At 61.9% G+C, this 13833-nt stretch carries 12 protein-coding genes; 6 read left to right on the forward strand and 6 right to left on the reverse strand.

Annotated features, from left to right (window positions below):
• The 4 genes from SPHV1_RS04625 to SPHV1_RS04640 form a co-directional block, all read right to left on the reverse strand.
• Positions 1-304 (reverse strand): methylamine dehydrogenase light chain (locus SPHV1_RS04625; protein ID WP_304437719.1); only part of this gene is annotated, 304 nt, incomplete at its 3' end.
• Positions 301-894, reverse strand: coding sequence for a redoxin family protein (locus tag SPHV1_RS04630; protein ID WP_054944876.1), 594 nt, complete (start codon positions 892-894; stop codon positions 301-303). The genes SPHV1_RS04630 and SPHV1_RS04625, both read right to left, overlap by 4 nt.
• The gene (locus SPHV1_RS04635) at positions 894-1382 is read right to left on the reverse strand and encodes a MauE/DoxX family redox-associated membrane protein (protein WP_054944877.1); all 489 of its coding nucleotides are present in this window, start codon (positions 1380-1382) and stop codon (positions 894-896) included. The genes SPHV1_RS04630 and SPHV1_RS04635 overlap by 1 nt, the downstream gene beginning before the upstream one ends.
• The gene (locus SPHV1_RS04640; RefSeq protein WP_054944878.1) at positions 1382-2563 is read right to left on the reverse strand and encodes an amine dehydrogenase large subunit; all 1182 of its coding nucleotides are present in this window, start codon (positions 2561-2563) and stop codon (positions 1382-1384) included. The genes SPHV1_RS04635 and SPHV1_RS04640 overlap by 1 nt, the downstream gene beginning before the upstream one ends.
• 136 nt (positions 2564-2699) lie before the next feature.
• Between SPHV1_RS04640 and SPHV1_RS04645 the strand changes: the two genes are divergently transcribed.
• Positions 2700-3371: a TetR/AcrR family transcriptional regulator gene (locus tag SPHV1_RS04645; protein WP_054944879.1), complete on the forward strand. Its 672-nt coding sequence runs from the start codon at positions 2700-2702 to the stop codon at positions 3369-3371.
• A 50-nt stretch (positions 3372-3421) separates the two neighbouring features.
• Here the strand turns inward: SPHV1_RS04645 and SPHV1_RS04650 are convergent, their stop codons facing one another.
• The gene (locus SPHV1_RS04650) at positions 3422-5938 is read right to left on the reverse strand and encodes a TonB-dependent receptor (protein ID WP_054944880.1); all 2517 of its coding nucleotides are present in this window, start codon (positions 5936-5938) and stop codon (positions 3422-3424) included.
• 121 nt (positions 5939-6059) lie between these two features.
• On the opposite strand from SPHV1_RS04650, the gene SPHV1_RS04655 reads away from it, so the two are divergent.
• The 5 genes from SPHV1_RS04655 to SPHV1_RS04675 are packed head-to-tail and all read left to right on the forward strand — an operon-like array spanning position 6060 to position 12814.
• A complete protein-coding gene (locus SPHV1_RS04655; RefSeq protein WP_054944881.1) occupies positions 6060-6737 on the forward strand; it encodes a GntR family transcriptional regulator in 678 nt (225 codons plus the stop codon).
• Positions 6737-7666 carry a hydroxymethylglutaryl-CoA lyase gene (locus SPHV1_RS04660; RefSeq protein WP_054944882.1) on the forward strand — a complete coding sequence of 310 codons (930 nt, stop codon included), beginning with the start codon at positions 6737-6739 and terminating at the stop codon, positions 7664-7666. The genes SPHV1_RS04655 and SPHV1_RS04660 overlap by 1 nt, the downstream gene beginning before the upstream one ends.
• On the forward strand, positions 7666-9714 hold the full coding sequence (locus SPHV1_RS04665; RefSeq protein WP_054944883.1) for a hydantoinase/oxoprolinase family protein: 2049 nt from the start codon (positions 7666-7668) through the stop codon (positions 9712-9714). Before SPHV1_RS04660 ends, SPHV1_RS04665 begins: the two co-directional genes overlap by 1 nt.
• Positions 9715-9725: 11 nt before the next feature.
• Positions 9726-11621, forward strand: a complete 1896-nt coding sequence (locus SPHV1_RS04670; RefSeq protein WP_054944884.1) for a hydantoinase B/oxoprolinase family protein — start codon at positions 9726-9728, stop codon at positions 11619-11621.
• The gene (locus tag SPHV1_RS04675; RefSeq protein ID WP_054944885.1) at positions 11618-12814 is read left to right on the forward strand and encodes a CaiB/BaiF CoA-transferase family protein; all 1197 of its coding nucleotides are present in this window, start codon (positions 11618-11620) and stop codon (positions 12812-12814) included. The genes SPHV1_RS04670 and SPHV1_RS04675 overlap by 4 nt, the downstream gene beginning before the upstream one ends.
• A gap of 119 nt (positions 12815-12933) precedes the next feature.
• Here the strand turns inward: SPHV1_RS04675 and SPHV1_RS04680 are convergent, their stop codons facing one another.
• Complete coding sequence (locus SPHV1_RS04680) at positions 12934-13806, reverse strand: GNAT family N-acetyltransferase (protein WP_054944886.1); 873 nt, start codon at positions 13804-13806, stop codon at positions 12934-12936.
• Positions 13807-13833: the final 27 nt, after the last annotated feature.

Raw genomic sequence — 13833 nt, forward strand, 5'->3', positions numbered from 1 at the left:
AATGTCTCGACGACGGACAGACAGTGCCGCCGCAGCAGCTGCACAGGAAGCCGTCGATCGCGCAGTAGCGCCAGTAGTCGCACGATGCGCGGTCGCCCGGATCCTGCGGGGTGCCCGAGGTGATAGGCGGGCGGCCGGTTCCGCCGCCATGCGGCGTTGCGGCACGGGCAACCGGTAGCAGGGGCAGGGCTGCGGTTCCCGTCACCAGCCCGCCGAGCCAGGCCAGAGAACTGCGCCGTGAGGTGCCCTTGGCCAGGCGCCGGGAAAGGGTCTCGGTGAGTTTGTCGATACCGGACATCGTCATGCGCTCCCGTTGCGACGGCCGAGGAATTCCTGGATCGAGGCGACCCCGCGTTCCTTGGCTTCGAAGAGGCTTTCAAGGTGCTCCCGGCTGTTCACGAGGCCGAGCGATGCGACGCGGCCGGTCTCATCCAGAAGGACGGCGTAGGGCAGCTTAGAGACACCGAAGGAGCGGCCGAGAGCTTCGGAAAGGACCATCGGCGTTCCGGCCAGGCCGTGCTCGGAAGCCATGCGGCCATAGGCGCCCGCATCGCCGTCTCCTGCCAGCACGACGTCGAGCCAATCCCTTTCGGCACGGGCGGCGGAGCGCAGCACCGGCAGCAGCGACTTGCACATCGGGCAGTCGGGGGCGGCGAAGAACACCAGCTGGCTCTTGCCTTGCCGCTTGCCACCGACCGTGACAGCGCTGCCATCGACGGCCTGCAGGGTCAGCGCGGTCGGGACTTCCCCCACGGAAACCTTCTGGTGCAGTGTCAGGGCACCGGCAGGGGCGATGCGTTCATGGAGGATTCCGACCTGTCGGGCCAGGGCCCCGACCATGACGGCGAGCACGATTACAACGGCCCAAAGCAGGATTTGCGACGTCAGGATCATCACCGGGTCCTTGCATTAAGAGGGAGCGCGCCGAGTTCGGCCGAGGCAAACCACAGCGCCAGTAGGGCGAAGGCAGCAAACGGGGCATCGACGGTCCAGAGGAAGGGAACGGGCGCGGCGAGGGCGAAGAGCGCCAGGCCTGCCAGGAAAAAGGGGCGGCAGATCGCAGAAGCTCCGATCCGCTTGGCCCGCTGCGAGAGGTCGCAGCCGCAATCGAGCGTCTGGCCGCGACGGCCCAAAAGGAGGGCGCCATAGCCGCACCACAGTGCGGTTGCGGCAATGGCGCCGCCAGTGCGGGTAGGTTCGAGCAGGAGGGCGAGGGCCGCGAACCCTTCAAGTCCAGCGGCGGCGAAGGCTGCAGCGGTTGCCGTTGCCTCCGGCATGCCGGTGAGCCGTGCGGTCGCCTGCGCCATGCGCTGCGGCGATGCGAACTTGTGCCCTGCCGATACGGCGAGCACGAGCGCGAGGAAGAGTGTCAGTGCGCTCATCACTGGACCGGCATGATGACGAGGGGGTTGAAGGCAACGGTCGCGCCCAGATCGCGCAGCGGCTTTCCGGTCGCAGCGTCGAACACGGCGATCGCGCCATCGGGGCGGGCAATGACAAGTTGCGGCTGGTCCTCGCGGGTGACGGCGATTGATGTCGCCATGCCCTCAAGGTCGATCCGGCGCATCTGTGTACCGGTCGCGGGATCGATCACCCAGACTTGTGTGCCGCCGTCCTTGTGGCTGCCTTCGCGGCCATGCGGGCTCATCAGGACATAGAGCAGCCCCTTGGCATCGCTGGAGATGACCTGCCAGCCGCCGGGACGCCACTGCGGATCGCCGCCCGGAGCCGTGCCGACATTGGTCGAGCCGGTCGGTCGGGCAACGTTGCCCGACAGATCGAATCCACGCAGTTCACCGTAGTAACTGACGAACCAGGCCGTGCGTCCCACCATCGCCGGCATTCCGAAAAGCGGCTGCTTGTCGATGTCCTGCACGCTGGCGATTGTCTTTGAGCTGGCAACGCTGCCCTGTTCGTCAAGAGTGATCGAAATCATCGAACCGTCGGCGCACAGGCTGCTGAAACCGCGGCTACCGGTGGGATAGATATGCGTGCACCCGGGAAGATCGATTTCTCCCAGCACCTTCCTGCCGTCGAGATCGACGACCGTGATCGACTGCGCCGGCGTGAAGTTTGCGACAAGCGCCCACTTTTCGGCATTGGTGAACTGGAAGACCCCGGTGTAGGTCACCGACTGCTGGCGCTTGCCGCCGGGCAGGATAATCTCCCCTTTCGGTTGCAACGTGGCCGTATCCCAGATTGTAATCGCATCAGTGCGTTCACCTCTGGTCAGTCGCGAATAGAAGGTTTCGGAGGTGTAAATCTCGTTATTCGTGCGTGAATACAAGACGTTGGCGAACTGAGCGGCCCGCAAGGTGCCCTTGAGTGGCAAGTCGGGCGATTTGGTGTCGACAATTGCCAGGCGCCCATCGATAAGGGCATTGAAGTGAAAGTCCTGAATCAGCACCCAGTCTTTCGGATACTGGGCCGGTAATGACTGAACGCTGGGGATCTCTTCGTCAGGCAAAGGCTTTGTGAACTGGGCCGATTCCGCGGCGAATGCGCCGGTCGAGGGCGTCAGCGACATTAAGCCAAGTGCAATCGAGGCATGCGTCAGGCGCATTTATTCAACCCCCCTCAAATACGAGCTCATGCTCTGTGTTGCTCGAATAGTGCTCCTCTTTGACAAATTCTGTCAAGTGACCTAAATCTGTCCGGTTGCGTGTATTCGATCAACTGCCGGAATCGGGAATAACTGCATGAGCAAAGACCATAAATTGGCGATTACAGTTGAGGATCTGGCCTTCCCGCCTCGTCAGGGTGGCTACACCAAGGGGCATGAGACGCGTGAGGAAATCTTGAGGTCAGCGCTTCAGATCCTGGTCGACGAAGGGTACCGGGCCATGAGTATGCGCCGAGTCGCGACCGAGTGCGGTATGAAGTTCGGGAACCTGACATACCACTTTCCCACCCGTGAAGATCTGGTGCGCGAATTGCTGGACGCCGTGATCAGCAGCTACGAGCTTGCCTTCGAACAGATATCACATCGGCCCGGCGTTGATCCGCGCGAGCGCCTCACCGATATGTGCAAGTTGATCCTTGAGGACATTCGCACGAAGAAGACCACGCGGATATTCCCCGAATTATGGGCCCTTTCCAACCACGATCCTTTCGTCCTCGCCCGCGTCCAGGATCTCTATCGAAGGGCCCGCGCGCCTCTGATCGAGATTATCGGCGAAATGCGGCCCGACCTTGGTCAGGAGGATCGTGAATGCATAGCCCTGTTCATCTCGGTCTCGATGGAAGGCACGACCCCTTTTGCAGGCTATGAGAAGCCATTCGAGCCCCGCATGCCAGCGATAGGGAAGATCGCCATCCACTCGTTCATATCGTTGGTTGAGACCTATCCGGGTTCTGGAGAGGCGCAATGACGTGCCTGCCGGCCCGCTTTCCCGTCACGAGCCAGCCGGCGCGCATCTCCTCAGAAGTTGAAACCAGCCTCGACGCCGACGACCCGGCGCGCTCCAGGCGAAATGAACGATCCGCCGAACTCGATCGCGGGGATGACTTCGGCAAGGTATTTGCGGTTCAGCATATTGTCCGCGAAGACGGCGATGCTGAAGCGGTCGGATTGAATCCCCGCGCGCAAGTTGAGGACGCCGAACGCGTCGCGCTTGGCTGTCGAGTAATTCGCATCGCCAACCGCTGCCGGAAGTCCCAGTGCCGAGATAGGCAAGAGGCCGGAGAACAGCGTCGGCCGGGTCTGGTCCTGCACCGTGCTGAACCACGTGGGGCCGGTAACGCGGTAGTCCGCTCTCACAAGTACGTTCAGAGTGTCGTTGAGCGGGGCATTGATTTCGGTTCCGAGGTTGATCGTATAGTCGGCGGTGTAGGGCGACTTGTTGCCCACCGTATAGGTGCGTGAGCTGTTCTTCTTGATCTTGCTATCGGTGACGTTGAGCGAGCCGTAGAACTTCCACGTCGGCAGGACCTTGGCCGTGACGTTCAGTTCCGCGCCCTTTATCTCGACCAGATCGATGTTCGAAACCACGCGCAGCAGGCCGAAGCTGCCGACGAAGAATTCGAAGAACTGCATGTCGTGGACGCGTGTATAATATCCTGCGAGGTCGAAGGTCAGGCGATTGTCGAGGAACTGCGCCTTGACGCCCGCTTCCCACGCGCTCGACCATTCCTTGTCGTACTGGTCCCTGATTGTCACATCGGCATTGATGAAGGCGTTGAAGTTCTGGTCGATCAGGGCGGCCGATCCCTGATTGTTGAAGCCTCCCGATTTGAAGCCGATGCCCCAGTTGGCATAGAGGTTGATATCCGGGGTCGGTTCCCAGTTAACCGTGACCTTGGGTTGCAGTTGCTTGAAGGTCGCCGATTGCGGCGTCAGCGGGCCGAAAGCCTGGCCTGGGTTGATCGGTCCGCCGGTGAAGGGATCGGTTGCGTCTGGTACGAGCGAGGACGACTTGCGCTTCTCGACATCGTAGCGCAGCGCAAGCCCGGCCCGCAGCTGATCGGCCGGCTTCCACTCTAGCGAACCGAATGCGGCATAGACGTCGGTCTTGAACTTGTCGGCGAGCAGCAGCGACGTCGGATTGTCCGAGTCGGGCGCATTGTAGAGCTGTTTGATTACGCCATTGCCGTTGTCGGCGCCGAGGCTGACCCCGACCTTGCGGTCGATGTGCAGGAAGTAGCCGCCGACCTGCCATTGCAGTGGGCTGCCGTTGTCTGACATCAGGCGGATCTCGCCGCTTACGTCTTTCTGGTTGCGCACCTGGTACTGCGTACCATCGCAAGTGGTCGGGCTATAGGGGCCGAAAGTCGATCCGTTCGCGGGATCGAAGATGAAGGGGATCGGGGTCGACCCGATGAAGCCCGGCTGGTTGACCGGAAACCCGGTGAGGGCGGCGGTGGAGCTGAAGCAGGACGCGACCGAAGAAGCCACTGCCGGGTCGACGGCATTGGTATAGCGCGCGAAGTCCGCAGATGTGCCATCTGCGACCAGATCCTGCTTGATGTCCGAATAGAGGGCCCAGGCGACCAGTTTGATATCGCCGAAGTCATGATCGATCTTGGCGGAGACATCGAAGCTCGACTGGTCGTTGGTTGCGCGGATGTTGTTGTAGAAATTGAACGGATGCTTGTTCACGTCTTCGTTGAAGGCCGGGTTAACCGCAGCGAAGCCCGGCAGGTGGAAGGCCGCGTTGAACGGCAGTGAGGCGCCGTGGAATTCGCCGTAGCGCGCCTTGATATCCAACTGGGTTGCCGTATCGCGGCCGACCAAGATGCGCCCGTCGACCGACCAGTCTTCCTTGTCGTCGATGGTGTGCGAATTGTTCGTGAGGATATTCTTGAAGAAGCCGTCCGTCTTTGCGTAGTAGCCGGAGAGCACTGCGCCGATGTTGCTTGTTATCGGTCCTGCGACATAGGCGGTCGCAGACCAGGTGTTGTTCTCACCATAGGAAGCGCGTGCACCACCCTTAAAATAGTCATCGGGCTTGAGCGTCTGGATCACGATGGCGCCAGCCGCCGCGTTGCGACCGTAGAGCGCACCCTGCGGACCTTTGAGGATTTCCACCTGCTGCAGCGTGCCCTGTTGCTGGTTGAGCTGCGCGGTGTTCGTCTTGAGAATGCCGTCGACGACCAGTGCAACCGAGCTTTCGGCATCGCGCGCGCCATTGATGCCGCGAATGTTGATCTGGGTGTCGCCTGCTTCCGCGGTTCCCGTGACGATCGTCACGCCCGGCGTGAGGGATACGAAGTCCTGCGCCTTTTCGGCGCCGGTCTTGGCCAGGTCGGCTGCCGTGAGAACCGAAACCGATGCCGGTACGTCCTGAAGGCGTTCGTTCACGCGGCGTGCGGTGACGATGATCGTCTCGCCGGTGCTGTTCGCGCTTGTGTCGTTCGCACTGTCTTGTGCGAGGGCCGGCATACTCATCAGAGCGAGGCTGGCGACGGAGGTGGAAAGCAGCAGATTGATCGGACGCATGAACGGACCCCCTGTTGGTTCGTAATCGAGCGTAGTTCTGGCACCTCAAGGAACTTGCAATTTGCGTGATGAGAGTTGTATTGTATACAAACTGGGTAGGTCAAGTGATTTGGGAGTCTGCATGTCACGCGCCTCGGACCGGGCATACGCACAAGTCCGCGAAATGATCCTTTCCGGCGAGCTTCCTTCGGGCGCGCATCTCGTCGAGGAGGTTCTGGCGGAGCGTTGCGGCGTGTCGCGCACTCCGGTTCGGGAGGCTCTACGGCGATTGGAAGCGGAGCTTCTCGTCAAGCGCAGCGCCACCCAGCGTATGTACGTGGCGGACTGGTCGCTGGACGACGTGGCAGAGGCTTTCGACTTGCGGGCAGTCCTGGAAAGCATGGTCGCGCGCCGCGCTGCCGAGAAGATCGATGCGCAGACGGTGAAACGGCTTCGTGCCTGCAATAACGCCATTAAACAGGCGATTTGCGCCGAGGTGCCCGATGTCGGGGGGTTCCTGGACGGCAACCGGGAGTTTCACGCGATCATCCTTCAAGCGGCCGATTCGCCTCGACTGGCGGCGCTGCTGGCCACGCTGATCGAGCAGCCGGTCGTGTGGCGCACGGCGCACCAGTACGGCCGTGAGGAACTGATGCGCTCGCACCATGAGCATGACGAGTTGATCGCGGCATTCGAAAGGGGCGATGGGGGATGGGCGGAGGCCGTCATGGCGGCCCATGTGCGGCGTGCATTCCACGCTTACGCCGATGCCCACAAGAGCGCGCTTTCGACTGACGCGCTGGTAGAGGCTGCCGAGTGATGTATACAAAATCGATTGAAATGGTCGAAGTCGGTCCGCGTGACGGGCTCCAGAACGAGAAGCACCAGGTCTCTGCCGCAGACAAGCTGGCGTTGATTGAGCGGGCCATCGCGGCAGGCTCGCGCCGCATCGAGGCGACCAGCTTCGTCAACCCGCGTGCCGTTCCCCAGATGGCCGACGCGGAGGAGGTTTGCGCAGGTCTGCCCGAGCGCGACGATGTGACCTATATCGGACTGGTCATGAACCAGCGCGGTGCCGATCGTGCCATCGCCACGGGTCGGATCGACCAGCTTGGCGCGGTTGCCGTGGCGACCGACCGCTTCGCGATGGCCAACCAGGGACAGACCAGCGATGGCTCGGTAGAAGCGTGCCGCACCATCATCGCGGCGGCGAAGGCGGCCGGTTTGACGGGGCAAGCCACGATTGCTGCCAGTTTCGGCTGTCCGTTCGAAGGCGAAGTCGCTGAAGATCGGGTGATCGCCATGGCGCAGGCTATTGCCGAGGCGAACCCCACGGAAATCTGCCTGGCCGACACCATTGGCGTCGCCAATCCGGCACATGTCGCACGGCTCGTGGCGCGGATTGGCAAGCTCGTCGATCCGCTTCCGGTGCGCGTCCATTTCCACAATACCCGCGGCACTGGCCTCGCGAATGTCTGGGCCGCCATCGAGGCAGGCGCCCGTATCGTCGACGCATCGATCGGCGGGTTGGGCGGGTGCCCTTTCGCACCGGGTGCAGCCGGTAACGTCGCGACCGAGGATGTCGTCTATATGCTCGAAAGGGCCGGGATATCGACAGGTCTCGATCTCGAGACCCTGATCGAGACGAACGGATGGCTGGCCTCCGTCATGGAAAAGCAGCTTCCCGCCATGGTGGCCAAGGCGCGGCTTTTTCCTCCGCATGATGAACAACCCAAGGAGCTTGCCTGATGCGCTATCGGCTGGGCGTCGATGTTGGCGGAACCTTTACCGACTTGCTTCTTTTCGACAACGAAACGGGCCACTTCTGGCGGCACAAGACGCCCTCGACACCTAGCGACAGTTCGGAGGGCATTCTTGCCGGGGTAGAAGCGATCACCCGCGCGGCGGGTGTCGATCCCGGCCAGATCGAATACTTCCTTCATGGCACGACCGTAGCCACCAATGCGGTGCTGGAAGGCAAGGGCGCACGCGTCGGCCTGATTACGACCGAAGGCTTTCGCGACATCATGCAGATCGGGCGCAGTTTCGTGCCCGGTGGGCTGGCCGCGTGGATCGTCTGGCCCAAGCCTCAGCCTCTCGCTGCCCTTGAAGACACCGTTACCGTCAAGGGGCGCATGGATGCCGACGGCGTAGAGATCAGGCCGCTCGACGAAAGTGAGATCCGCGAGAAGCTGGCCGGTTTGCGAGACAGCGGTGTGGAGGCGATCACCGTCAGTTTGATCAATGCCTACGTCAACGGCGCTCACGAAACGCGGATCGGCGAGATTGCGCATGAGATGATGCCCGACATTCCGATCTCGCTCAGCCATGAAGTGCTGCCCGAAATGCAGGAGTACGAACGGACCCTGACGACGGTTGCCAACGCCTCGGTCCGACCGGTTGTGAGCAAGTACGTCTCCAGCCTGCGCGACAAGCTTTCTGCCGCCAAGGTGAAGGGCAAGTTGTCCCTGCTGCGCTCCGACGGCGGCTTGATGAGTTCGCAAAAGGCGGAAGAACAGCCGGTCAGTATCCTCATGTCCGGCCCGGCCGGTGGCGTAACCGGGGCACTGTGGGTCGCCAAGAATGCGGGCCTGAAGAATATCCTCACCCTCGACGTCGGGGGAACCTCGACCGATGTGGCACTGGTCGAGAATCTCGAGCCGCGGCGCGTGCGCACGACCGATGTGGGGCACTTGTCGGTGCGCGCATCCTCGCTGGACGTGAAGACGGTGGGCGCAGGCGGCGGTTCGATCGCCTATGTTCCCGAACTGACCGGGGCGCTGCGTGTCGGCCCGCAATCGGCCGGCGCGATGCCGGGGCCGGTAGCCTATGGAAAGGGCGGAGTGCAGCCGACCGTTACCGATGCCAATGTCGTGCTCGGCTATCTGCCCGAGGATCTTCTGGGCGGTTCGTTCAAGCTGGACCGCGAAGGCGCTAAGGCCGCGGTGCAGAAAGTCGCCGATGCCCTTGGCATCGAGTTGATGGACGCGGCGCGCGGCATTATCGACATCGTCAACGAAAACATGTTCGGCGCGCTGCGCATGATCAGCGTCCAGCAAGGCTATGACCCGCGCCATTTCGCGCTGATGGGCTTCGGCGGTGCCGGTCCGCTCCATGTCAATGCCGTGGCGAAGCTGATGGGAAGCTGGCCGGCAATTTCTCCGGTATCCCCGGGCGTCCTGTGCGCTCTGGGCGATGCCACTACCCGGATGCGGACCGAAACCGCCCGCAGTTTCAGCCGCCTTGCCGGAGATACCGACATCGAGGAACTGGTAACGATTCTCGATGAAATGGCCGCCCAGACGCGCTCCGAGCTGATCGGGGACGGCATTCCCGAAAGCGAGATCTCAAGCGCTTTCGAAGTCGATGTGCGCTATGCCGGGCAAGCCTTCGAAGTGCCGCTCACCATCGATCAGGCCACGCTGCGTTCGGAAGGCATCGAAGGGATCCTCAAGCGCTTCGACGAGGAACACCATCGCCTTTTCACCTTCAACATGGATACGCCGCAGGAGATCGTGAACCTGCGTGCGGTCGCCCTGGGTGAAGCGCCGCAATTGCCCGCGGCAGAATTGCCCAGGGGTGACGGCAATCCCGCCGCGGCGAAGATCCGTGATCACACCTTGTGGATGGACGGGCGCGAGCAGAAAGCCATTATCTACGACCGCGCGCGCCTGCGCCAGGGCGATACGATTTCCGGTCCGGCCATCGTCACGGAAATGGACTCGACCACGCTGATCGAAAGCGGCTGTGTCGGCACGATCGACGCCGTCGGCAACATTCTGATCAATCCCGCCTGAGGAGTGAACCTATGCCTGCCAGGATCATCCAGGAAAACCCGAGGGCCTTCGAGAATGTCGCCATCGATCCGGTGACGTTGGACATAATCGAGAACGCCCTGCGCAACGCCCGGATCGAAATGGATGCCACACTCGTGCGCACGGCCATGTCGCCCGGTATACGCGAACAGGGTGATGCCTTCCCGCTGATCGCAGACCCCGACGGCAAGATGATCGTCGGCCAGTTCGGCAGTTTCATCGACGGTTTCCTCAAGTCCTATGACGGGACGCTTGAGGACGGCGACATGATCTTCCTGTCCGATCCTTACAGCTGCGATGGGGCCATCAGTCACTCGAACGACTGGTTGGTCCTCTTGCCGGTCTTCAAGGATGGGCGACTCCTGGCCTGGACTGCCATGTTCGGGCACCAGTCGGATATCGGCGGCAAGGTCGTGGGGTCCATGCCGATCGATGCCGGATCGATCTTCGAGGAAGGCGTGCGCATTCCCCCGGTGAAGATATGGCGCAGGGGCGAATACAATGAGGACCTGGTGAAGCTGGTCATGCACCAGACCCGCAAGCCGGACTGGTGCCAGGCAGACCTCAATGCGATCATCGCTTCATGCCGTGTGGCCGCGCGCCGAGTTATCGAGATTGCCGATCGCTTCGGCGATGACGTGTTCATCTCGGCGACGCAGGACCTGCTCAAGCGCAACCATCGGGCGATGAAGGCACTGATAGCGCAGGCCGTGGCGGAAGAGCCGGTCAGCTTCGAGGATTATGTGTGCGACGACGGCTTGGGATATGGCCCTTACCGGATCAAGTGCACCATGTGGCGCGAGGGGGACAGGGTCATCCTCGACTTCGAGGGTACCGATCCGCAGAGCGCGGCCTCGATCAATTTCTATCTCAACGAAAACATGTTCAAGATGTTCTTCGGCATCTACATGATCATGGTCTTCGACCCGCAGATCCTGTTCAATGACGGGTTCTACGATCTGATCGAAGTCCGCATTCCCGAAGGTTCCTTGCTGAAACCGAAATTCCCCGCAGCCCTGTCGGGTCGCACCCATGCGCTCGGGCGGATTTTCGACATTCTCGGTGGGTTGCTGGGGCAGAAGACCCCGGAATTCCTCAATGCCGCAGGCTTCAGCTCATCCCCGCACCTGTTCTATTCGGGCTGGGACAATCGAACGGGTCGGGATGGCGAATGGTTCCAGCTGTTCCAGATCGGCTTCGGGGGCATCCCGGGCAGGCCGCTGGGCGATGGGCCGGACGGGCATTCGCTCTGGCCGGGCTTCACCAACGTGCCGAACGAGTTCCTCGAGCGCTATTTTCCGCTGCGCATCGAACGTTACGAAACCGAGCCTGACAGTGGTGGCGCCGGTCTGCATCGCGGTGGTAACGGCATTCACATGACATACCGATTCCTTGCCGATGGCCAAATTGCCATCCACGACGATCGCTGGTTCGTTCCGCCTTGGGGCGTGAATGGCGGCCAGCCGGGCAAACGCGCCCGCAAGATACTCGAACGCGCCGACGGAAGCACCGAGATCATCGGTAACAAGGTCGATGAAGTGAAAGTGCAGGAAGGAGACCAGCTCCATTTCATCACCTGGGGCGGTGGTGGCTGGGGCGATCCGCTCGAACGCGATCCCGCAGTTGTCGCACGAGAAATCCGCGAGGGTCTGGTGAGCGTGGACGGCGCACGCGCCTACGGCGTTGTCGCCGACGGCACGGGGGCAGTCGAGGCCGAAGCGACGGCGCGTTTGCGCGATACGATGCGCGGCCAGCGAGAGCCGGGCCAGATCTTCAATTTCGGTCCGTCGATCGAGGAACTGCGACAGCGCTGTGAGGAAGAAACGGGCCTTGCTGCACCGGTTCAACCGGTATGGCGTAACCGCAGCATGACGGAGGCGATGCAATGATACCGGGCAATCCCGGCTCCATCGCCGGCATTCGCGTGGTCGAGCTGGGCCAGCTTCTGGCAGGTCCCTTCTGCGGTCAGCTCCTCGGCGACCTCGGTGCCGATGTCATCAAGGTCGAGCCGCCGGGCAAGGGCGATCCCATGCGCGAATGGGGGCAGGGCGAAGAAAAGGTCCAGTGGGAAGTCATTGCCCGCAACAAGCGCTCCGTGACGTGCAACCTGCGTGTTCCGGAAGGTCAGGCACTGGCACGCAGGCTGATACTGACCGCCGACGTGCTGGTCGAGAACTTCAAGCCCGGTACGCTGGAGAAGTGGGGGCTGGCACCCGATGACCTTCTCAAGGAAAAGCCGGGTCTGATTATCGCGCGTATGTCCGGTTACGGGCAGGACGGCCCCTATTCCGATCGTGCTGGGTTCGGCGGTGTCGGCGAGGCCATGGGTGGCTGGCGGTATGTCGTCGGCGAGCCGGATCGTCCGCCTTCGCGCATGGGCATCTCCATCGGCGATACGCTCTGCGCCACTTACGGGTGCATGGGTATTCTGGCGGCGCTGCACCACCGCGACAGGACCGGTGAGGGGCAGGTCATCGATACCGCGCTATACGAAGCGGTGCTGCAGGTGATGGAAGGGCTGGTTGCCGAGTACGACTACAACGGCATCATCCGTGAACGCTCGGGTTCGATCCTGCCCGGTATTGCGCCTTCGAACGTGTACACATGCAGGGATGGGCCGTTCATGATCGGCGCGAACAAGGATGCAATCTTCGTGCGGCTCGCCAGGGCGATGGGGCAACCCGAACTGGCCGAAGACGAAAGGTACGCCACGCACCTGGCACGCGGCAGGAACCAGACAGAGCTGGATAGTCTGATCAATGCATGGACATCCGGGCATACCATCGAGGAAGTCGATGCGCTGATGATCGAGCACTCGATCCCGGCGGGACGCGTCTATACCGCGGCCGACATGCTGGCCGACCCGCATTTCGCTGCCCGCAAGGCGATTGTGGAAGTGGAAACGCAGGAACGCGGCAAGATCAGGATGCAGAATGCGTTTCCGAAGTTTTCCAAAACGCCCTCATCGATCCGACGCCCTGCCCCTGCGCATCCTGGGCAGGATAATGAGGAGATCTATGGCGGGTTACTGGGCATGGAGCCCGACGAGATTGCGCGGCTGGCAACTCAGGGCATTGTGTAAGTGCCGTGGCATAACCGCTAAGGGGTCTCTCCCGGCAAATCTCGTAGAAATACATGCCGGGATGCGAATGGCAGTACCATCAGCGATCGGGGCTGGGGCGAACTGCGAGGCCGCCCGCTTCAGCCTAGCGATTGGTTGGATAGGGCGAACAGCGTCGTGCCCGGCTTGGCTTGCGGAGGCTTTCCGCGCGACATGGAAACCACGCGGCCAACCTGAGGCAACCCGAGAGTTTCCAGCCATGGACTGAGCTTGCAGCTTTCCGTCACGTCTATCCGCACGAAGGTTCCGACATGGCGCGCCGCCAGAGCTGCAATCAGGGCTTTCGCATCGGTCGCATCGTGCGCAATTACCGGTCCGATGACGACGCCGCGGCCCCATCGACGCACGATCGCATAGCCCGTCAAACCTGCCTTGCGCGCGACCACCAGCACATCGCCGCCCTCGCTCAGTGTACCGACAAGATTGTCCCGGCCCATCCCCGAGCCAGCCCTGTCCAGGGCCATCAGTGCGTCCCGGTCCAAGGAAGTAGCCGGACGCAGCGGCACCGACGCATCGATCGCGGGGGCCTCGATCAGAACTGCCTGGTGCTGGTGGACGATGTCATAAGGCTCGAAGCCTACACGGCGATACAGCACCTGTCCTTCGGCCGTGGAATTCAGGATCATCGTGCGCCCGGCAGTATCAGCGAGCAACGCGTCCATAAGGCGGGCGCCTATGCCTTGCCGCTGTGCCTTTTCCGCGACGATAATCATGCCTGCAGAGGCGTAATCGGGGTCGTAAGGCCACCATAGCGCCGTACCGATGCACTCTCCGTCTCTTTCGACGGCAAAGCCGCGTCCAAGCCTCAGGGCGATTTCCCAATCCTCGAGCCGGTAAGGCCATTCGAGCGCCTGCGACAAGGCAAGTGCCTGGGGCAGATGTTCGGGGGTCAACGGCACGACTTCGCACTCTGGCGGTGCCGGCGTGGAGGAGTCAGGAGTGGAACCGTTCATACTTTGCCTATTCATTCCAATGTCATG

The sequence above is a fragment of the Novosphingobium sp. KN65.2 genome (assembly GCF_001368935.1).
GTDB lineage: Bacteria > Pseudomonadota > Alphaproteobacteria > Sphingomonadales > Sphingomonadaceae > Novosphingobium > Novosphingobium mathurense.

Coding starts and splice junctions, on each gene's coding strand:
- SPHV1_RS04670 (WP_054944884.1), top strand. CDS start 9,726: ATGCCTGCCAGGATCATCCAGGAAAACCCGAGGGCCTTCGAGAATGTC.
- SPHV1_RS04650 (WP_054944880.1), bottom strand. CDS start 5,938: ATGCGTCCGATCAATCTGCTGCTTTCCACCTCCGTCGCCAGCCTCGCT.
- SPHV1_RS04680 (WP_054944886.1), bottom strand. CDS start 13,806: ATGAACGGTTCCACTCCTGACTCCTCCACGCCGGCACCGCCAGAGTGC.
- SPHV1_RS04645 (WP_054944879.1), top strand. CDS start 2,700: ATGAGCAAAGACCATAAATTGGCGATTACAGTTGAGGATCTGGCCTTC.
- SPHV1_RS04640 (WP_054944878.1), bottom strand. CDS start 2,563: ATGCGCCTGACGCATGCCTCGATTGCACTTGGCTTAATGTCGCTGACG.
- SPHV1_RS04655 (WP_054944881.1), top strand. CDS start 6,060: ATGTCACGCGCCTCGGACCGGGCATACGCACAAGTCCGCGAAATGATC.
- SPHV1_RS04660 (WP_054944882.1), top strand. CDS start 6,737: ATGTATACAAAATCGATTGAAATGGTCGAAGTCGGTCCGCGTGACGGG.
- SPHV1_RS04675 (WP_054944885.1), top strand. CDS start 11,618: ATGATACCGGGCAATCCCGGCTCCATCGCCGGCATTCGCGTGGTCGAG.
- SPHV1_RS04635 (WP_054944877.1), bottom strand. CDS start 1,382: ATGAGCGCACTGACACTCTTCCTCGCGCTCGTGCTCGCCGTATCGGCA.
- SPHV1_RS04665 (WP_054944883.1), top strand. CDS start 7,666: ATGCGCTATCGGCTGGGCGTCGATGTTGGCGGAACCTTTACCGACTTG.
- SPHV1_RS04630 (WP_054944876.1), bottom strand. CDS start 894: ATGATCCTGACGTCGCAAATCCTGCTTTGGGCCGTTGTAATCGTGCTC.